This window comes from Catenulispora sp. GAS73, from assembly GCF_041262085.1.
GTDB lineage: Bacteria > Actinomycetota > Actinomycetes > Streptomycetales > Catenulisporaceae > Catenulispora.
Genome location: NZ_JBGCCM010000016.1, coordinates 145541 through 164601, shown reverse-complemented (window position 1 = coordinate 164601; position 19061 = coordinate 145541). Strand labels below are relative to the sequence as shown.

The window sequence follows — 19061 nt, the reverse complement described above, 5'->3', positions numbered from 1 at the left end:
CGCTGAGGAGGCCGGGCTCGAAGACGTTACGCGGATGCGGTTCTCCAGCGTTCACCACTACCCCCGGGTCAACCCGACATCATCGTGAAAGTCAGCCTTTCAACGTCAGTAGCGGATTGTTGACGGAATATCGTCGCCCTACGCTCAGCATATGGATATCCGTCTCCTGGGCCGTATACGGATTCTGATACCCGGCGAAGTCGTCGAGGTCGGGCCGCCTCAGCGCTGCCTCGTGCTGGCGGCACTCGCGATCGACGCCGGCATGCCTGTCTCCACCGAGGAGTTGAAGCGCCGGGTATGGAACGATCACGAGCAGCCCGAGCGGGCGCAGAGGAGTCTGCACGCGCATATCAGCTCACTGCGTGCGCTCCTCAAGCAACATATCGATTCCCGCCCGGTGCAGATTCTCAGCCGCGCCAGGGGGTACGTGCTGGACTTCGACGCATCCCACGTGGACCTCTCGCGCGTCGAGGGGCTGATATCGCAGGCACGTGCCGAGTCCGAACCGGGCAGCGTACTGCGGCTGCTGCGGGAGGCCCGGCAACTGGCCCAAGGGACACCGCTGGCCGGGCTGGAGTCGCGATGGGCCGACGGCGTGCGGCTGCGCTGGCAGAACAGGTACCGCGACATCCTCACCGCCTGGGCGCGGGCGGAGATCGACGCGGGAGACCCTGACGTCACCGTCGAGCCGCTGCGCGGCCTCGCCGATGACAACCTGCACGATCAGCGTCTGGTCGCCGCGCTCATGCGCGCGTTGTACTTCACCGGGCGGCCCAAGGACGCGCTGGACCTGCATCGGCGGGCCTACCAGCAGATCGTGAAGGAAGACGGCCTGGAGATCGGGACGGAGCTCACGCAGGTGCAGCTCGGCATCCTGCGTGGCGATCTGGCTGTACCCGGCCGCGCGCAGGGTGCGCGAGTCGGCGGTGGCCCCGCCTCCGGCCGGACGCCGAGTGGTCCATTGCGGATCGGCAAGCTGCCGCCGCGTGCCGACAATTTCCAAGACCGGGCAACCTCCGAAGTACTGCACGCGGCGGCCGGGCCAGGGCAGACAACTGTGCTGACCCAAGTGGTCGCCGGTCTCGGCGGGGTGGGCAAGACGCAGCTCGCCGCAGAGTTCGCCCGACAGCTCCTGGCGGCCGGCGCCCTGGACCTGATGCTGTGGGTGCCGGCGACCAGCCGTGACTCCGTCGTCTCGGACTATGTGCTCGCCGGGTCGGCGCTTGCGCTCGGCCCGAACGACGAGGCGCCTGAACGCACGGCCGCCCGGCTGCTGTCCTTCCTGGCCAACACCGATCTGCGCTGGATGGTGGTGCTCGACGACCTGGCCGGCCCGGCGGACATCCGCGACCTGTGGCCGCCCACCCGACCCAACGGGCGCACCGTCGTCACCACCCGTCGGCGGGACGCGGATCTGCTCGCGGGGCGCAATCTCGTCGAGGTCTCGGTGTTCAGCGAGGCTGAAGCCGTGGCGTACATGCGACGCAAGCTCGAACACGTCCCGTACCTCGCCGACGACGTGCTCGGCGTCGTGGCTGACCTGGGCGCGCTGCCGCTGGCGCTCAGCCATGCCGCCGCCTACATGATCGACCTCGATCTGCCGTGCAGCGACTACCGCGCCCGGTTCGCTGACCGCAAACGCAGGCTCACGGACCTGTTCCCGTCGCAGGGTGCCCTGTATGACGGGAACTCCCACACGGTGGCGACGACCTGGTTCATCTCGATCCAGGCCGCCGATCGGCTGCCCCCGGTCGGCCTCGCGCAACCGTTGCTGGAGATGGTCAGCTCACTGAACCCCAACGGCATCCCCGAAGGCGTGTTCGCCGCGCCGACATCGCAGGACTACCTCGCCGAACGGCTGGGCCGCAGACCCGACCCGGCGGAGATCCGCGACGGGCTGCGCGGGTTGCACCGGTTCCATCTCATCACCCACACCGAGGGGATGATCCGCGTGCACGCACTCGTGCAGCGGGCCGTCCGCGAGGTGCTCGGGCCGGAGAAGTCGACGGACGTCGCGCGGGCCTCGGCGCACGCGATCCTGGAGATCTGGCCCGCGGCCGACGTCGAGGAGGGCCAGCTCCTGCGCGCCAACGCGATGGCGTTGCAGGACAACTGGCCGGCTGCGATCTGGGACCCGGCCCGTGGCATCCATCCGGTGATGATGCGCACGATCGACAGCCTCGGCCACACGGTCCAGCTCAGCGAGGCGATCCGGCTGTGCCGCCGGCTGACCTCGCAGGCGGTCGACTTCTTCGGTCGGGAACACCCGGACACCCTGGCCCTGCGCAACCAGCTCGCTGTGTGGCTGGGCGACGCCGGCGAGGCCCAGGAGGCGATCACCAGCCTCGCGTCGCTCGCCTCGGACACCGCCGCGGCGCTCGGACGGGACCATCCCATGTCCATCAGTGTGCGGCGAAACCTCGGCTACCAATGGGGCCAGGCCGGGTTCCCGGCGAAGGCCGTCGCAGAGCTCGGCATCGTGTTGGAGGACCAGCGGCGTGTCCTCGACCCGGAGGATCGGGCGATCGCCGGCACGCGCGCCCAGCTCGTCTTCTGGCGTTCTAAGACCGGAGACACCAGCACCGCGATCGGCGAGCTGGAAGACCTCGTGGCACAGGCCGTCAGGCAACTGGGCGCGGATCATCCGGAAACCTTCGAGCTGCGCGGCCAGCTGGCACTGTTCCGACCGGACATCGCACTGTCGGCCCGGGAGATGCAGCAGGTGCTCGACGACATGCGCCTGGCGCTGGGCGCGGGCCACCGGGACGTGTCAGTCCTGAGGCTCAACACCGCCATGCGTCAACGGGAGGCCGGCGACCTGACCACCGCCGCCGCTGCCCTCCAGGGACTACTCACCGACCGAATCAAGTCACACGGCCCCTACCACCGCGACACAGCGGCCACCCGCCACGGGCTGAGCCGCGTCCTCACCGACCTCGGCGACTTCGCGGGCGCGGCGGCCGAGTTGGAGGAAGTGATCGAGGGCATGCGCCGACTGTTCGGCCCGATGCACACCGACACGCTCAACCGGCGATACGAACTCGCCCTCGTACTTGAGCTCGCCAGCCGGCCCGAACAAGCCGCCGAACTGTTGCGGTCTGTCCTCGCCGACCAGCTCACCGCGCTGGGCGACGAGACGCATGAGTCGGTGGTCGCTACGCGGGAAGCGTTGGCGCGCTTGCGAGTAGGGGAGCGATAGGGGGCCGCCGCACCTCCCCGCCCGGCGCGGCGGCCCCGGCTCCGACGGCTCCCGCAGCCGCCGCCGTGATATCAGGAGTCGTAGTTCGAGACCTGGAGGGCGAAGTCGTAGCCCGCAGCCGAGTGACCGTAGACGTTGTCGTACGGGCACAAGCCGTATTGGTCCTTGTACGCGTAGCCGTTGTAGAAGAGCGCGGAACACTTGGAGCAGAACCGCCACAGGTTCTGCGTCCCGGCAGGCATCCCGACGTCGTGAAGAAGCAGGTACTGCGGCGCGTAGTAGCCGGTGGTGTTGTCGTAGGCGTGCGTTCCGCCGGCCGGGCAGTGCCGCGAACTGCTGTACGCCCAGTACACCGAGGCGCAGCGGAAACAGTGCCGCCAGTTAGCCTGGTCGGTGGCGTCTTCGCCGATACCGTCCGGTCCCAGGTTGTAGGCCAGCATGAAGGTCCAGCCCATCGGCTGATGAGGGCCGCTGGTGCGAGGGCAGATGCTCGTGGCGGTGTAGTCGGTCGAGACCAGGTTGAAGCAGTTGACGCAGAACCGCCAGTTGTCCGACGCGTATGGCGCGGCCGCGGCGGCCTTGGAGGGTGCCAGTCCGATCTCGGCGACCGCGACTGCCGCGCCCAGAAGGACGGTACCGGCGAGCACGGAACGCCGCGGCAGTGCCGGGACGTCGGGGGTTTCGTTCATGGTCTTCCTTCCTTGCCGACGTGCTCTGCGATCAGCAGTGAGAGAGCAGGGTCAGTGTCTGGGTCTGGTCGAAGAGTTGGGGCGGATAGGTGCCCCATTGGTCCCACCAGTACTGACGCGACGAATCCGGCAGGTTCTTCACGAACTTCGTCAGATCGTCCCAGTTGGTGTTGGCGACGAGGCGGCCCAGCCACTGGCCTGAGGAGTTCTTCAGGTCGATCCACATCAGCCACGCGTCGTTGTCGTCGCTGCTGGTGACGAGTCCGGTGAAATGCGCAGTCCCGTCCGAGTACAGCGTCCATGACGCGCCGTGGAACATCGTGCAGTCTCCGGTTCGGATATCAGACGATGCCGAGCACGAGGACGAAGCGTTCCGCCACGCCGAGTCGAGCGACGCATACCACTGCGACCGGGAATGTTCATCAGGCTCCTTCCGGGTTCGACTGTCTCTGGACATAGGGTCAGACCCGGTTGTAGGCGGCAGTGTTGGCGGATTGTTGTCGCTCTGGTACTGGTGACGCTGTACGTCACGCCGGTCACAGGAGACGATGACCCCTGGCCACTACTGCTCGCTTGGCTGTAGCAAGGCTGCGGCTGCGGCTGCCAGGCGACGCCACCCGCAGCGGCCCCCTGCAGCTGGCTCACTTCAGGAAACCTGGATCTGGCCACTCGACGTAAACGCGCCAACTCGACCCTCGCCACTTCGCAGTTCCAGCCTCGATGCCGCCGGCGCAGGCCCGCAAGGCGCTGGCCGCCTCCCGGGCCAGGTCCGGACGGCGCTGACGGCCTCTGCGTGGACCTGAGCCCCGCGCGGGGGCTGGAGCGCTACCCGGCCCGCGTTACGCAGTCGGAACCGGGAGCGCAGGAAGGCCGTGCGCCGCCAGGACCGAGTTCACGTATTCGGGCTCGTCGATCGGCACGCCGCGGTCGCCGAACAGGGCGAACAGGTTGGCCAGTTCCCGCGGCTTGTCGGCGATCGAGATCCTGCCGCACAGCGGGCCGGGGCCAAGGCGCCTCGCGATGCTGGGCCGGGTTGCGCGGCGGGCGCTGAGGCGTATGTGAACGGCCACATATCGGTAGTTGGTGTTCGGGTCCTTATGGAACCTCAGGTCAAGACCCCGGACGGCCTGCCACGGGATCCTGCGCCGCACCAGCAGTCGTACCAAGGTCAAGCCACGGTCATCGGCCCGGAGCCAGTAGCTGTACGGCACCGCCGCAGCCAGGGCTATGACACACGCTGCCCCGAGCAGCCAACCGACGAAGTTGTCGGCGCCGACCGCGACGAGCACGACTATCGCGACCAGCCCCAGCAGCAACCCGCTGGTGATCGCTTCCGGGAATCGTCGCATGAAGGCCAGCCGCACTGTCGTCATCTCTGTCCCCTATTCCAGGCGGTGCCGGTCCGGCCGCCACAGTGAAGGCTCGATGTCGTCGGCAGCCAGAGCAGCGTCGGGTAGTCGTTCCGGTTGACCGGCTCGTCCACGAACGGGAGTCCTCCACCGATCTGGGTGGCGGTCAGTTGCACCACGTGTGTCGGGCCGCCAAGCACCTTCGTCTGCGCGTCGGACACTTCGCTCGACCACGGCTTGTCCCCTTCGGGGTCGCGCCCGCTACCGACCGACTTCATGAACCCCGCCGCGAGCGCCTGCGCGCCGGCGGTTGTGGGCGCCGCGACGCAGATCACCTTCTGATCGGTGATCACGTACGCGATCAACGTCGAACCCAGACAGTCGGTGAGCGGACCCACCATGGCGTCCTGGGACAGCGGCTTGGACTGTGCGGGTAGTGCGGAGGCCAGGTCTGATGTCATGTAGCCGTAAGCGATACTCGACTTCGACACCCAGATCACGTTGAGCCGGCCACCCATGCCCGGGCCGACGTTCATAGTGTCGGGTTGGGACGTGTCGGCCTGGTTGTCGTCTTTGAAGATCCAGGCGGTGACTCCGCCGCCGCGGTCCTGCTTCGTATAGCCCCAGGCCGCGAGTTTGGTGCCGATCGTCGAGGTGTCGAAGGACCCGTACAGGACCCCGACCGTGTTCGGCGGGTTGCCGACGGAGATCGCGCTGGTCGCCTGCTGCGCGTCGAAGCCGGTCAGCGGCGGCAGCTCCCCGCCGTACTGGAGAAAGGGGCCCTCGCCGTGGTTGTAGAGCAGGGAAAAAGGGCTGGTCCAGACGTCTTTGCCCTTGTTGATCTTGGTCAGCAGCGCGCTGTCACGGTATTCGATGAAACCGCTGGTCTGCGCCGTGGCGTGGATGTTCTTCAACGTGTCCTTGAACGAGCCCGAACCACCGCTTCCGCCTGCTGAAGCACCCCGATCCCCTGCCACGGCTACAGCTTTGACAGCAGCTCAGGATCCCGCTTGACCTACTGTCAAACGAAGCAGGGTGGCACGATTCCGGTGCGGTTCATCGCGGCGAAACGCATCGTCGCCAGTAACTGCCACCTCGCGCCGCCCTGTTCACCGTACCCGCTGCATGACCACGTCTACTCCCAGCCCTGCACCCGGTGGCGGCAATCGCGTGGAGACATGCCGTAGACGGTGCGGAACGCGCGGCTGAAGTGCGCCGCGTGGCGGAAGCCCCACCGGGCTGCGATCAGCTGGACGGGGTGGCTGCGGAGCCGTGGATCGGTGAGATCTGCCCGGGCGTGCTCCAGGCGCCGGCGGCGAATCCAGGCAGCGGCGGTGAGGTCCCGCGGCTGGAAGAGCTTGTGCAGGTAGCTGACAGAGATGTGGTGGTGGTCGGCGATCACGGCGGGGGTCAGGTCCGGGTCGCCGAGGTTGTACTCGATGAAGGCCTCGATCTGGGCGAGTAGCGCCTGCCCGCGGGTCTCGGGGGTCAGCAGATCTTCGGCTTCGATCTGAGAGGCGAGAGCGGCGGCGGCCAGATGGAGCGCCACCTCCCCCAGCCGCCCGGCCTCTTGCTCGGTCACTTCCGCCTTCTCGATGGCCGTGGCGACCCTGGTGAGGTAGGCGGCCAGGACCGCGTTCATCCCGGTGCCGGCGGGCATCCGGCGCGCGAGCAGGCGGTTCAGCTGCTGCGGGGGCAGCGGCAGCGCGTCTTTGGGCAACTGCAGAACCAACATCCTGCCGGGCCGGGTCCCGGGGCCCGGCAGCGCGCGGGCGTCGTAAGGCTGTGAGGTGTCGTAGAGCAGCAGGTCGGACGGTCCCACTCGGCACTCGCGGTCGCGCTGGGCCAGGTGGACTTCGTTCGCCGTGATCAGACAGAGCCCGTAGACCCCCGGATCGGAACGGCGCACGAGAGCCGGTGTACGCACCGCTCGCGCCTCGGGGTGGGTCAGGATGGACAGGTCGACCGGCCCCATCCGGGCCAGTATCACTTCGGCACGGAAATCTGCGGCGTGCGGACTGCTGACCACCGTCGGAACCGTGGCCTTGGCCAACTGCTCACGCCACCATGGGAAGCGGTCAGGGGCAGGCAGGTCCATAGTGCGCAGCATGGTCAGGAACACGTGATCGCCGCCTCGTTGACGGATCGCGACATGGCGAAAGCCCCGTTTCTGGTGGTACTGCCCAGCAGGACGATCACGATTATGGAATTGGCGCCTAACACGGCCCTAACACGCCGAGGTGACACACCTGCCGCAGTCGACCAACGAGCGCGGCGGCTGATGCCGGCATCGCGCCCGCGCCACTGTTCAAGGCGTCGATCAGACCGCTGCCGGCGGCGTACCGTCCGAGCCGGTGCCACCTACCTGTGCCCGGGCACGGAACCTCAGCCATTGCCTGAGCGTCAAGCGGATCCCCGCGGTGCCGGTCCGATACAGCATCACTGCGAGGAGCAGGAGCATCGTCGCAGGCTCCATGACGGTGCCGAGCGCGGTCCCGAATCGTCCCTGCAGCACGTCGTAGCGGACCTGGTGGACGATCTGCGGCATGTGGGCAACCAGCGGTGCACCAACGCGGAGGGAGTAATAGATGAAGACTCCGATGATCCCCATGGTGCAGATCGCGTAGCCGACGACGAGTACGCGCCGCCAAGTCTGCTCGGTGCAGCCGTCCCGGTCCTTGCGTAGCAGGCCGCGCACCACGCGCCGGCTCTCGGCACGCAGGTCGACGACGCCGATCGCGTCGGTCAGGGCCCAGTACATGTCGAATCGCCCGAACGGATTGAGCGCCCAGACGAGGTTGCTGAGGACGAGAAACGACGCGAACGTGAACGCCGGCTGCTGAAAGGCGCCGCCCAGGATGGCTAGCACCGCAGCGGCCGCCGACTCGAACACGACCCCCGAGACGTCCACCACGACCCGCTGCCACCTCGACAGCAGCCAAGCCCGGGTGACGTCGCAGTAGAGGGAGGGGAACGCGAGATACAAGGCGAAGCCGATACCGCCCGGCCTCGCCCCGTAGCGGGAGCACGCGGCTGCGTGCCCGAACTCGTGCGCGACCAGTGCGAGCAGATACGCCAGCAGCACGACTGCCAGGTCGTCAGCCGGTTGGAAGCGGGCCAGCTGCCGCGGCCCGTCCGCGACGGCCTGAGCAATGCCGGCGGTGGTGATCAGCGCCACGTAGGTCAGGATTCCCCAGAGACCGAATACTCCATGAAACCGGCGGGCGAGCCGGCCGACCACCGATTCGGGGAGCAAACGGATCCGGAACACATAGCGCCGCCGCTTGCGCGCCTCGACGATCCTGGTCTGCTCGTCCACCTTCGCGAGGATCGCATCGCAGGCCCGTGCTACATCGGCAAGCAGAGGCGCGGAGCCGAACTTGCGCGCTGCGAGAGTCGCGATCTCTTCATGGGTTCTGCCTTCGCGGAGGTTCGCGAAGAGCCAATACGCCGAGGGCGACATCCGCAGACAACAGTCTGCGCTTACGTGGCAGACCACTGTCTGGGTGGCGCCCTCGGCGTCCAGCCAAGCAGCTTCCACTACGTCGTCCCGTCCACGTTGCGAAAGCCGTGCCGTCTACCCGCCGCAAACAATGACGTAGTTGGTGCAGCTCGGCGGGGCGTAGCACGAACAATTGACTGGGCAGCCGTTGGTGATGCACACCTGCGGGAGCAGCGTGGTCACCTCAAGCCGGGCGTCGAGCGCCGTGACGTCGAGGTCTGCCAGGTTCAGTGACTCGATCTCCAGCGGAGTCGCTTCGGCGGCATCCATTACAGGTCCTTTCGATGGTTGGTTGTCAGTTGTCACACAGCGGCGCGACGCTTCGCCCCGCCTGCTTGCCCGCGGCGTGATCCGTGTACGCCTCAGCGACCATCGCCCGGAGGCGGAACCCGAACCCGTCGCAGTAGTTCCGGTCGAGACGCCCCGTGCGTCCTTCCGCGAGCACCGCACAGCCGCCGCCGCAGTACAGCGCGTACCGGCACTGCTTGCAGACCGGGTTGGACGTCACGGTCCTGTTCCGCCAGAGCGAGGACATCGCCTCGGAGGTCTCGATCGTGCCGTCCTGAGCGATCCGCCCGATCCGGATCTTGGGGTTGCCGGTCCGCTCCCAGCAGGCGTACATGTCGCCGAACCGGTCGATGACGTACATGCCGGTGTGCGCCCCGCAGAAGGTCGGCTGGCCACCCGGGTGACCGCCGTGGGAGAACAAGGACAGGACTCTGTTTCTCAGACGGTCGTCCGGCCGGTCAATGACGTTCATCGACGGCTCGGCGGCACGCAGTTCGTCCAGCGCCTGATCGAGTTCCCAGCTGGAGAAGAGCGTCTCTCGTTCTGTCTTGCCGTTGCCCCCGGTTATCGGCGCGGTGTAGGCGACGAAGTTCTGGTGGCCGGACCATCCCCGGTCCTCGAAGATCCGGGCGAGCCGCGGCAGGTGGCCGACGTTGACCCGGTCGACGTTCAGGCGGATGCTGATCCGCGCTCCGTGGGAGAGCGCCATCGTGACGTTGTCGGCGATCGCGGCGAACGATCCCCGACCGTCCGGGTAGACGCGGCGCTTGTCGTGCTCCTCGGGTACGCCGTCCAGAGTGCTGGAGATCGGCCAGGTTCTCCGGTCCCAGCAGATCCTCGTAGGCGCCCAGGTCGGTGGCATTGGTCACCACAGTGAGTCCCCGGGTACCGCCTTGCTGGGCCCTGGCGAGGATGTGCTCGACCAGATCACGATTCTGCTGGAGAAGCGGCTCGCCGCCGAACAGGGTGATCGGGCGGATGTAGCCGTCCTCCGGCGCGATCCCGTGCGTGGCCTCGATCTGCGGCATCGCGTCGAAGATCCGGTCCACCATGTCGTGCGTCATGCGCTGCAGGAGGTGAGCGAAGTCCGGGTTGGTCCGCATGTGGTCCTGGAAGCAGTAGAAGCAGCGGAGGTTGCAGTCGTAGGTGGGCATGATCACGTAGCTGGGCCGGGTGGGCTGCGCGTGCATGCCGTCCGCGATGGCCTCGAACCTCGCCAGTTCTTCCTCGCGGCTCAGGTACGTGAGGTATCCGCGCCTGAGCAGGACCTCGATGAGTTCGTCCGAAAGCTCCGGCTTCTCCTCGACTGCCTCGTCGGCGGTCCAGTCTCCGTACAATGGCTTCGGCGCGTGGCGGTCCTCCAGCGCCCTGACGAACGTCGCGACCCGCTTCGAGACCTTGTCGAACGTCCCGGCGTACCCGTGAACGAGCAGCATCTCTGCATCGTTGCGGGGCAAGTCGACGTAGATGGCATAGCTGCTCGTCCGCAAAACCCGCCGGGTGGCGACACCGACCGGCCGGGCAGGTTCGCCAGCCGGCACCGCGGCCTGGGCGGCGTCCAGGCCTTGGCACGAGCATCCGCACCCGTCCGTGTCGCCACAGCACGATGCCTCCGAACCGTCGGCCGGAGCTGACTGGATCTCAATCGGTATCGCAGCCATCTGACTTCCCCTGAACGTTGTCGGCTCTACCGGTGGCTCGGCGACAACGATGCCGGTGCGCCGAGGCCGCCGTCCTTAGCATTGCGTCGCCAGTTCCTTGACGCTTGGTCCACTGGCCGAAGCGGAGCGGCGTGGGATGCCACGCTGATCCCGCACTGAAATGAGGTTCTACTCCGGGGCGCACAGCGGGACCCCTATTTCGGTCCCATCGGCGTCATGTGCCGCCGACAACGGCGAAGGCCGACGTGCGGCCCGGCCACGGCAGTAGAACCCGACCACGACCAGGCTGGCGTCCCCTGGCGGGGATGCGTCGAAAGGGGAAAGACTCTCATGACCACGCGCCCGCGTCTGCGCACGGCCGCCGTACTGACCGGCCTCGCCCTCACCACCACACTCGGGATCCCGACAGCCGGAGCCGGTACCGGAACCGGGGGAATCCCGGCCTCCCACGCCGTCGGCTCAGCCCTCAGGCCGTCGCCTGCCAACACCGGCGGCGCCAACGCGGCCAGCAGCCTTCCCATCCTGTATGCCATCACCCCGAGCCAGAACCAGGCGCACTCGTGCAAGGTGATCGGCAAAGACCAGTACGGCAACCAAGCTGTGGTGTGCGTGAACCTCACCGTAATCATCGACGGCGGCCCCGGCGCTGCTCTGCCGTACGGCGTGAACGCGCAGGCTATTCTCCTCTGCGAGAACAGCTCGAACGTCAAAGTGCAGTGCGCGAACATCTCCGAGAGAGTGCAAATGGCCGATGCACAAAATGGTATCGACGTAACTCAAAACAACATCTGCGGTCACGCGTACGGCGCCTGTCCGGTAACCGGGCTGAGCGCCCAGACCGGAACCATGGACTACACCTCCATCGATTCCCAGTGTGCATCGGACCCCAGCTCCGTCTACGACGTTTGGGCCTTCGCCGTGGGCGGAGTCACCGTCATCGAGCTGCCCGGCTCGGGCAAGAACGTTCCACTGAACAGTGCAAACGCCAACGACGGCAGCAACTACTCAACCGGGCACTATTTCGCCTGCTACGAGTGAAGCCCGGGTCCGACGCCACGAGGTCCGAAGGACGCCTCATGGGCAGTGGCTCACATCTGCTGCCCAGAGGTTCCATCCACCCTGGACCACCCTGGACCATCCCGATCCGCCATCAACAGACTGCCGGTGCCCCTACCAGCGGACTTCGAAAGTCCTCCTCTCAATCCGCGGGTTCGGGGGTCAAGTCCCAGGCGGCGCACCCGTAGTGAGATCCCTGACAGACACCAGGGCCGCCGCCTCCCGTCTACGGCGGCCCACATCCAACAGCGGCCGTCGAGCGCCTCGGGACTACTTGATCGCGTCGTCCGGGGCTTGGAATGCCATGTCGGGCAGGAACACCTGCAGGTTGTCGACGAACTTCTGGGAGAGGTAGCCGGTGATCGCGCCGTTGTCGAAGCCGATGTGGTCGCAGTCCGAGGTGTGCAGGTACACGTCGAGCGGCGGGCCCGAGGCGTAGGTGAAGTGGAACAGGTAGCCGTCGTGGGCGGCGGGGGGGCAGGAGCCGGGCAGGCCGGTCCATCTGGCCTGGCCCGGCGTCAGGGTGTTGATGGTATCGGTGAGCTTGCCGATCTGGTCCGGTGCGATGGCGCTGCTGTTGGTGAGGAAAGTCGGGCCGTTGAAGGCGGCCTGGCCCGGGGTATAGGGCGCTGCGTAGTGGCAGACGGTCGCTTTGATCGGTTTATCGGGGACCATCGTGGTCTGCGCGCCGGAGCGCGCTGGCTTCCCGGCGGGCTCGACCGTGGTGGCCTGGCTTGCGCATCCGTTGGCATCGGTGTCCACGATCTGGGCCGAGCCGACGATGCCAGCCACCAGTGCGGCGTTCTTGCTCTTCACCGTGACTGACACGTCGAGGTCCGGTACGACCAGGAGCGTGACCGTCCGTCCGTCGGGGATCCGTTCGGTGCCGGTCTTCGCGGCGTGGCCGCCGACGGTCGTCGGGTGCAGGGCGGGTTCGGGATCGGGGTCCAGGACCGTCGCGGTGCCGAACGCGACCACGTCGACGGCCGGGGCGTGGTTGAGCGCGCAGGCCGGGACGGCACCGCCGCCGATCAGCACGGTCGGTGCGATCGGGGTCCCGCACTGGGTCTGGTTCGCTTTCCAGTCCTGGGGGACGCGGACCTGCAGGCCGTGCGAGGACCAGGCACGGGTGCCGGCCTGTGACGGTGGGCTCGTGGCCGATCCGCCTGGGCTGGAGGTCGTGACCGACGGCCGGCCGTTGCCGTCCCGTGCCGCAACGAACACCGCACCGTTGGGGGCGCTTGAGCCGTGCCGTGCCAGCGCCAGCGCGGAGCTCCCGCCTGCCGCAAGCACGCCGACGGTGCCCACCACCAGCAGCTGCCGCCGCTTGACGGTGTGCCGCGCGTGACCGCTCCTGACCGCCGCCGCCAGTCCGGTGGCGTCGCCTGCCTCGTCCTCGCGTGCCCGGAAGGTGTCCCGGAGCAGGTCGTCCAGCTCGTCCACAATCGTCAGTCCCTTCTCACGCCGCCGGTGGCGGCTACGTCCTGGAGGCTCCCGCGCAACGTCGCCAGCGCCCGCGAGGCTTGGCTGCGCACCGTGCCCGCCGAGCATCCGAGGACTTCGGCGATCTCCCGGTCCGACAGGTCCTCGTAGTACCGCAGCACCAGCACCGCCCGCTGTCTGCGGGGCAACGTCGCCAGCAGCCGCCACGCCTGGTCCCGGTCCGCCGCGGCCTCGGAACCGTCATCGCCGGCGGCGCCCGCGCGGGCCGCGTCCGACGGCTCGGCCAACGGCACCTCGCCGCTGGAGCGGCGTCGCCGCCAGCTCACGTGCGTGTTAACCAGGGTGCGGCGTACATAGGCGTCAACCTGCGTCATGCCCGAGACGCGCGACCAACGGCCATAGACGCGGACAAGCACGTCCTGCGTCAGGTCCTCGGCCAGATGGCGGTCACCGGTGAGCATGAGCGCCAGGCGCAGCAGCGCCGCCCCCCGGGACGCGACATAGTCGTCGAACGTAGGCGAAGCAATCGTCATCGGCGTCCTTATGAGCGGCGGATGGGCGTGCTGCATAGAAAACGCTTTGGGGTCGCCGATCTGCTGCACGCACTCATTTCGCACCTCACGCGACGACGGCACGAACGCAGCCATCAGTATCCGTCGATGCACTTGGCGTAGGTACATGCTCGCCCCGATCACCGCACTGCACGAATGGGCCCTGGCGCACCGCGACGACATCCGACACGCGCGCGTGATCAAGGCGCGGGGACGTGCGCTGGGTTGTTCGCGAGCCACACCGCTGGCGTGCGCCGGTGCAGTGAGTAACGGCACCTGCCGCCGGTGACCCGGTGCGGGCTCAGGTGCCGGCTTGGGGTTTTGCCGGGCTGAGGTACTGCACGGTGACGTGATCCGCGTTCGGCGCCAGTAGGGCGCGCAGCTGGTCGGCTGCGGTATTCAGGCGGTCCGCGTCGTGGGTGGCCTGGAGGGTTTCCAGGATGAAGGCGACGTGAGTGGAGTGTTCGGTGACGCGCACACCTACCGCGGCGCAGGCACCGACACCTGCCACCTGATCATGACGGTGCACCTGCCGCCGCCCGCCGTGAAGACGAACTGACCGCGTCTCCGCAAGGGCCGCCGCGCGCCGCGACGTGGCAGTCACGGGAGCGTGCACGTATCGCTCGTACCTCTCCCGGGCCCAATCCCTGGAATGGCTTTCACAGGAAGAGCGGAGGGGCGCCGACCAAGGTGCCCGGCCGCGGCCGGGCACCTTGGTCGGCGCGTGCCGAGGTTGCTGTGCGTGGGTGGTTCGGGGCCGGTCTTTCCGGGTGGGTCAGCCGATTTCGATGGCTCCGGCGCCGATCGGCAACGTGGGCAGGGTGAGGCCGGCGACGGTCAGTTGCAGGCCGGAGCCGGTGGTGGTGGCGACGGCGGGCAGTTGCACGGGTAGGAGGCCGGCCACGACGACGGTGGCGGTGCCGGTCAGGGTGGCGGTGCCGCCGGACAGGGTGCCGTTGGTGGCGTTCAGGTTGAGGTCGATGTTGATTCCGGCCAGGCCTAGCAGCAGGCAGCTCTGGCCGCCTGAGGCGGTGCCGTCGGTGTAGACCAGGGCCGCGGTGGCGCAGTGTCCGCCAGTCAGGGTGATTCCGAGCAGCGAGGCGTTGAACCCGCCGGTGAACGCGCCGGCCACCGGGTTGGCGTTCAGCAGCCCGGCGGTGGCGGCGGTGGCGACCGTGCGCGCGGCACCGGTCGTGCCGCTGGTGCCGCGGGTCTCCGGGGCGATCTCCACGTGGCCGTCCTCGATGGTCCCGCCGACCGTGGTCGTGCTGGTGCCGATGGTGTAGGCCAGGGTGAAGGTGTCCGGGTGCAGACTGTCGTCGTCATGCTCGGCGGGGTCGCCGTTGTCGACGGCGTTGACCACGACCGTGCACGGGCTGCTGGTGCCGCCGACGGTGCAGGTGGCGGTGCCCTCCGCGTGCGCGGTGGTCGCGTTGGCCAGGTAGAGCACGGTGAACGCGGCGTGGCCGATCTTCACTCCGGCGGTCTGGTTCTCGTAGGTCAGGTGGCTCTTGATCGGGCCGCCGGCCTGGGTGGCGCGGGCGGAGAACCCGAACTCGGCGTCACGGCCGCCACCGGCGTCCAGGCGGCCTTCGGCGGTGACCTTGGCGATCTCGTTGACGTAAGCGAAGTGGTCGGCGGCGCCGGCCGTGCTGGTGCCGGCGGCGGTGGTCACGGTGATGTCTACCGTGCCGTAGCTCTCAGCAGGCGCGGTGGCGGTGATCGAAGTGTCGCTGGTGACGGTGAACGAGCTGGCCGGGGTGCCACCGAAGGCGACCGCGGTCGCCCCGGTGAAGTCAGTGCCGGTGATGGTCACGCTGGTGCCGCCGGCCAGTGGCCCGAACGCCGGGCTGATCCCGGTGACGGTCGGGGCGGGCTCATCGTAGGTGTACCGGTCCGCGCTGCCGGTGGCGCTGGTGCCATAGGCCGTGGTGGCCTGCACGTCCACAGTGCCGTCGGCCTCGGCCGGGGCGGTGGCGGTGCAGGACGTCGCGGTGCACGCCACGCCAGTGGCCGGGTGCCCGGTCCCGAAGGTGATCGTGGCGCCGGTCAGGCCGGTGCCGGTGATGGTCACCGTGGTGCCGCCGGCCTCCGGGCCGTGGCTCGGACTGACCGAGGTCACCGTCGGCGGGGGCACGGTGTGCACAGCGAGCGCGTCAGGACCCCCGGCGATGCTCGGGACGATGGTGGACAGGGTGTTGGTGGCGACGTCGATGGCGTCCAAGGCGCCGGGGGTCGAGCCGTTGCCGGAGCCGACGTCGGTGACGAAAGCGGTGCTGCCGGTCGAGTCGACCGCGACCTTGCCCGGGATGGCGAACCCGCCGCTGATGGTGGCGGTGATGGTGTCGGTCGCCGGGTCGATCACCGTGACGTCCTTGCCCTGGGGGCTGACCGCGTAGAGCTTCGAGCCGTCGGGAGTGAAGGCCAGGCTGGTGACGTCGGCGTCGGCGATGGTGCCGGTGACCGTGTCGGTGGCAGTGTCGACCTTGGTAATGGTGTTGGCCTGGGCGGTGCCGACGTACACGGTGGTGCCGGCCGGGTTGACGGTCACCGCGTAGCCGCTCCCGACCACCGGGACGGTCGCGAACACCGTGTTGGTACCGGTGTCGATCACCGTCAGGGCCGAGGGCCCGAACGAGCCGATGTAGACGTGGGTGCCGGCCGGGTCCATCGCCATCGACAGCATGAAGCCGGAGGCCGCCGGGATGGTCGCGACGACGGTGTCGGTGCCGGTGTCGATCACCGAGACCGTGTGGCCGCTCTCGTTGGCGACGTAGGCCAGGGTGCCGGCCGGGTTCAGAACGATCGCCGACGGGTTGGAGCCGACCGGGATGGACGTGGTCACCGTGTTGGTGGAGGTGTCGATGACCGAGACGACGTTCGTGATGGCCACGGCGACGTAGGCGGTGGTGCCGGCCGAGTTGACGGCCAGCGCCTCCGGGAAGCCGCCGACTGGGATCGTCGCGGTGACCGTGCCGGTGGCGGTGTTCACCGCCGATACGGTGCCGCTGTACTGGTCGGCGACGTAGGCGGTCGTCACGCCGGACGGTGCCGCATCCGCGGGTGCGGCCAACGCGGCCATACCGGCCATGCCGGCCACGCTGAGCGCGGCCGTCGCGGCCAGGGATGTCAGGCGTCTGCGAAACCGTCCGCGAGGCCGGTGGGTGGTCGAGGACATCAAGTCCCCCCCTTTCGAACCCGTGCCGGCGGATGGGCCCGGCGGGCCCTGACGTCCGCGGCGCGGTCGAGCGCGGACGCGCCATGGCTGCACCGCGATATCGGCGGCTGAGATACCGCCTGTCACCGGGTGTGCGGCCGTACGCCGTCGGCAGCGGGTCCGGGCCGCCGACAGTTCCCAGGGGTGCCGTCCGGTCTGACCGACGGAGGATATGCGAACCCTGAGACGTCCCCCATCATCTCTACTCGAAATCCGCATCCGTGTCAGGACCGCCCGAGCCTGGCGAATCCGCCCGGACCGCGATACCACGACGATCGCAATCGCGATCGCTCAGTGAGCGTCAGGGCGCGCTTTCTGGATCTTGTCGCAGCTGGTCGAGAAGGAGATCGATGGCTGCCTTCGCCTCCATCACAGGTGCGCCGGTTGCCTTCCGCCAGGTGTTGATCGCTTGGATGCGGTCACCCGCACGTGCTTGGGCAACGGCCAGCCTGGCATGGAGCGGGTAACCAGGCAGCCGAGCGGGAATGGGCCGGCCGCGCGGCCCGCCGCTGCGGCCGCTGGGGTCGAACTCGTCGAGCGAGGAATGCAGTCCATCGATCGGGGCGCGCCCTGCCGGCCCTGTGGTGCGGACCGCTACGAGCTCCCAGCGGAAGTCCACCTGCTCGGACCAGTCCTCATCCAGTCCAATACCCGAAAGCCCTGGATCGTCGATCAGCTCGCATACGTTGCGGACAAGCTCGTGCTGCATCTGCCGCACCACATCGGTTAGATCCTCCGGATCCACCCCGCACGCCAGGATCCGGTCCAACGCCGTCAGCGACGCACCGTCAGGAACGCTTCCCCGCTCGCGACCCCGTAGCCGGGATTCGATCCACGACGGGTAGCCGCCGGTGTAGCTGTCCTCATCGACGACCATGCTCCACACAGTGGTCAGGAACAGCTGGAGCGCATGCGCCGACCAGTCACCAGGACGGGAATCCTCACGTTCGACCATGCGCCAACACTGCCAGACCTACATCATCGACAGAGTCACGGCGTTAACGCCGGCGGGGCAACTGGAGTGAGAGGAGGCGACGGGCAGATGCTGGTGTAGTTGCAGCTCATACCCGGAACGCCGGTGGCTCGGCCCTGCTGAGCGGGACGGGTTGGCGGGTTTCTGGACCGGTCAGTCGCTGGCCGATGTCGTCGGCGGCCGTCTGCAACGCGTGGCTGAGGCGGATCGGTTGGAAGCCGCCGGTGCGGCCGGTGACGCCGATGATGCCGACCGCTGTGCCGTAGCCGTCGCGCAGTGCGGTGGCGATGCAGCCGTAGCCGGCGCCGAGTTGGTCCTGCTCGATCGCCACACCGGTGTCGCGGACGTCCTTCAGGATCTCTTCCATCCGGTTCCAGGACGCGACGGTCGCAGAGGTGAAGCGCCGCAGCCGCTGTGAGCGCAGCGACGCCAGCAGCTCCGGGCTCTCGGCGGCCAGCACCCGGCCGGCGGCGCTGGCCAGGACGGCGGTGCTGCGCAGGTCGCTGGGCCAGCCGCGCCTGGCGATGTCCTCGGCGCGGCTCCGGCCGTAGGCCGCGTCGACGATGGTGAACGTGTTCGTGGTGAACGTGATGACCCAGGCGATCTCGCCGGTGCGGGCGAACAGATCCTGCAGGTGCGGCACCGCCGCGATACGCAGCCCGTGCTGTTCGGCGACGCGCACGCCGAGCTCCAGCAGGTGCGCGCCCAGGCGGTAGCCGTCGGCGCCGCGTTCGAGGTAGCGGCGGGCCACCAGGTCGGCTGCGATACGCCGGACCGTCGGCTTGGGCATGCCGACCGCGGCGGTCAGTTCGGCCAGGGTCACGGGGTGGTCGTGGCCGGCGACCGCGTCGAGGATCGCGGCGGCGCGGCCGATGACGGTGCGGTCGTCCATGCCGGATTCGTCCCCTTCGATGAGTGGCGCACACCTGGCGACAGTCCCCGCGTGTCACTGAGTGACACGCCGGCATTGAGCCCCTGGCCAGCCATAAGGAACTGTGGTCTGTCATGAGGGGACATGCAAGAGGTCTGAGTATCACCGCCGCATCGGGCCCGGGCGCGGCTGCTTGGGTTCGGCTCTGGAGCATGTCAGCTTCATGACAGCCGGCTTCATGACAGCCGACGGCGTCGATCCC

At 68.3% G+C, this 19061-nt stretch carries 18 protein-coding genes; 3 read left to right on the top strand and 15 right to left on the bottom strand.

The genetic code is table 11. The annotated features are described in order from the left end of the window. Positions 1–151: 151 nt before the first annotated feature. Complete coding sequence (locus ABH935_RS24465) at positions 152–3199, top strand: tetratricopeptide repeat protein (protein WP_370380249.1); 3048 nt, start codon at positions 152–154, stop codon at positions 3197–3199. 71 nt (positions 3200–3270) lie between these two features. On the opposite strand, the gene ABH935_RS24460 is transcribed toward ABH935_RS24465, so the two are convergent. The 9 genes from ABH935_RS24460 to ABH935_RS24420 form a co-directional block, all read right to left on the bottom strand. Then, complete coding sequence (locus ABH935_RS24460; protein ID WP_370380248.1) at positions 3271–3888, bottom strand: hypothetical protein; 618 nt, start codon at positions 3886–3888, stop codon at positions 3271–3273. Between the two features lie 31 nt (positions 3889–3919). Beyond that, positions 3920–4207, bottom strand: a complete 288-nt coding sequence (locus ABH935_RS24455) for a DUF6294 family protein (RefSeq protein ID WP_370380247.1) — start codon at positions 4205–4207, stop codon at positions 3920–3922. A 520-nt stretch (positions 4208–4727) separates the two neighbouring features. Further along, positions 4728–5252, bottom strand: a complete 525-nt coding sequence (locus ABH935_RS24450; RefSeq protein WP_370380246.1) for a PH domain-containing protein — start codon at positions 5250–5252, stop codon at positions 4728–4730. 5 nt (positions 5253–5257) lie between these two features. Continuing rightward, complete coding sequence (locus ABH935_RS24445; RefSeq protein WP_370380245.1) at positions 5258–6214, bottom strand: hypothetical protein; 957 nt, start codon at positions 6212–6214, stop codon at positions 5258–5260. Positions 6215–6372: 158 nt separating this feature from the next. Beyond that, positions 6373–7335 (bottom strand): helix-turn-helix domain-containing protein, encoded by a 963-nt coding sequence (locus ABH935_RS24440; protein ID WP_370380244.1) that lies wholly within the window; start codon positions 7333–7335, stop codon positions 6373–6375. Positions 7336–7557: 222 nt separating this feature from the next. After that, positions 7558–8556 carry a hypothetical protein gene (locus ABH935_RS24435; RefSeq protein WP_370380243.1) on the bottom strand — a complete coding sequence of 333 codons (999 nt, stop codon included), beginning with the start codon at positions 8554–8556 and terminating at the stop codon, positions 7558–7560. 258 nt (positions 8557–8814) lie between these two features. Beyond that, positions 8815–9009, bottom strand: a complete 195-nt coding sequence (locus ABH935_RS24430; protein WP_370380242.1) for a hypothetical protein — start codon at positions 9007–9009, stop codon at positions 8815–8817. Between the two features lie 25 nt (positions 9010–9034). Continuing rightward, positions 9035–9361 (bottom strand): SPASM domain-containing protein, encoded by a 327-nt coding sequence (locus ABH935_RS24425; RefSeq protein WP_370380324.1) that lies wholly within the window; start codon positions 9359–9361, stop codon positions 9035–9037. Between the two features lie 124 nt (positions 9362–9485). Further along, entirely contained in the window at positions 9486–10130 is a 645-nt protein-coding gene (locus tag ABH935_RS24420) for a hypothetical protein (protein ID WP_370380323.1), read from the bottom strand. A gap of 169 nt (positions 10131–10299) precedes the next feature. Here ABH935_RS24420 and ABH935_RS24415 point away from each other — a divergent pair, with 169 nt between their 5' ends. Both ABH935_RS24415 and ABH935_RS24410 read left to right on the top strand, forming a co-directional pair. Next, entirely contained in the window at positions 10300–10452 is a 153-nt protein-coding gene (locus ABH935_RS24415; protein WP_370380329.1) for a hypothetical protein, read from the top strand. Between the two features lie 566 nt (positions 10453–11018). Then, positions 11019–11726 (top strand): hypothetical protein, encoded by a 708-nt coding sequence (locus ABH935_RS24410; RefSeq protein WP_370380241.1) that lies wholly within the window; start codon positions 11019–11021, stop codon positions 11724–11726. 288 nt (positions 11727–12014) lie between these two features. Here the strand turns inward: ABH935_RS24410 and ABH935_RS24405 are convergent, their stop codons facing one another. From ABH935_RS24405 to ABH935_RS24380, 6 genes are all read right to left on the bottom strand, one after another. Then, positions 12015–13187, bottom strand: a complete 1173-nt coding sequence (locus tag ABH935_RS24405) for a hypothetical protein (protein WP_370380240.1) — start codon at positions 13185–13187, stop codon at positions 12015–12017. Between the two features lie 5 nt (positions 13188–13192). Continuing rightward, positions 13193–13720, bottom strand: a complete 528-nt coding sequence (locus tag ABH935_RS24400) for a SigE family RNA polymerase sigma factor (protein WP_370380239.1) — start codon at positions 13718–13720, stop codon at positions 13193–13195. 319 nt (positions 13721–14039) lie between these two features. Further along, on the bottom strand, positions 14040–14249 hold the full coding sequence (locus ABH935_RS24395; RefSeq protein ID WP_370380238.1) for a hypothetical protein: 210 nt from the start codon (positions 14247–14249) through the stop codon (positions 14040–14042). A 264-nt stretch (positions 14250–14513) separates the two neighbouring features. Beyond that, positions 14514–16916 carry an IPT/TIG domain-containing protein gene (locus tag ABH935_RS24390; RefSeq protein WP_370380237.1) on the bottom strand — a complete coding sequence of 801 codons (2403 nt, stop codon included), beginning with the start codon at positions 16914–16916 and terminating at the stop codon, positions 14514–14516. A gap of 340 nt (positions 16917–17256) precedes the next feature. Next, complete coding sequence (locus tag ABH935_RS24385; protein ID WP_370380236.1) at positions 17257–17910, bottom strand: hypothetical protein; 654 nt, start codon at positions 17908–17910, stop codon at positions 17257–17259. A gap of 106 nt (positions 17911–18016) precedes the next feature. Then, positions 18017–18820 carry an IclR family transcriptional regulator gene (locus tag ABH935_RS24380; protein WP_370380235.1) on the bottom strand — a complete coding sequence of 268 codons (804 nt, stop codon included), beginning with the start codon at positions 18818–18820 and terminating at the stop codon, positions 18017–18019. Between the last annotated feature and the right edge of the window lie 241 nt (positions 18821–19061).

What these genes read in the sequence shown, in the direction of transcription:
- ABH935_RS24430 (WP_370380242.1), bottom strand. Translation starts at nt 9,009, where the DNA reads ATGGATGCCGCCGAAGCGACTCCGCTGGAGATCGAGTCACTGAACCTG.
- ABH935_RS24400 (WP_370380239.1), bottom strand. Translation starts at nt 13,720, where the DNA reads ATGACGATTGCTTCGCCTACGTTCGACGACTATGTCGCGTCCCGGGGG.
- ABH935_RS24440 (WP_370380244.1), bottom strand. Translation starts at nt 7,335, where the DNA reads ATGGACCTGCCTGCCCCTGACCGCTTCCCATGGTGGCGTGAGCAGTTG.
- ABH935_RS24420 (WP_370380323.1), bottom strand. Translation starts at nt 10,130, where the DNA reads ATGCGGACCAACCCGGACTTCGCTCACCTCCTGCAGCGCATGACGCAC.
- ABH935_RS24415 (WP_370380329.1), top strand. Translation starts at nt 10,300, where the DNA reads ATGAGTTCGTCCGAAAGCTCCGGCTTCTCCTCGACTGCCTCGTCGGCG.
- ABH935_RS24465 (WP_370380249.1), top strand. Translation starts at nt 152, where the DNA reads ATGGATATCCGTCTCCTGGGCCGTATACGGATTCTGATACCCGGCGAA.
- ABH935_RS24460 (WP_370380248.1), bottom strand. Translation starts at nt 3,888, where the DNA reads ATGAACGAAACCCCCGACGTCCCGGCACTGCCGCGGCGTTCCGTGCTC.
- ABH935_RS24390 (WP_370380237.1), bottom strand. Translation starts at nt 16,916, where the DNA reads ATGTCCTCGACCACCCACCGGCCTCGCGGACGGTTTCGCAGACGCCTG.
- ABH935_RS24425 (WP_370380324.1), bottom strand. Translation starts at nt 9,361, where the DNA reads ATGTACGCCTGCTGGGAGCGGACCGGCAACCCCAAGATCCGGATCGGG.
- ABH935_RS24455 (WP_370380247.1), bottom strand. Translation starts at nt 4,207, where the DNA reads ATGTTCCACGGCGCGTCATGGACGCTGTACTCGGACGGGACTGCGCAT.
- ABH935_RS24385 (WP_370380236.1), bottom strand. Translation starts at nt 17,910, where the DNA reads ATGGTCGAACGTGAGGATTCCCGTCCTGGTGACTGGTCGGCGCATGCG.
- ABH935_RS24410 (WP_370380241.1), top strand. Translation starts at nt 11,019, where the DNA reads ATGACCACGCGCCCGCGTCTGCGCACGGCCGCCGTACTGACCGGCCTC.
- ABH935_RS24380 (WP_370380235.1), bottom strand. Translation starts at nt 18,820, where the DNA reads ATGGACGACCGCACCGTCATCGGCCGCGCCGCCGCGATCCTCGACGCG.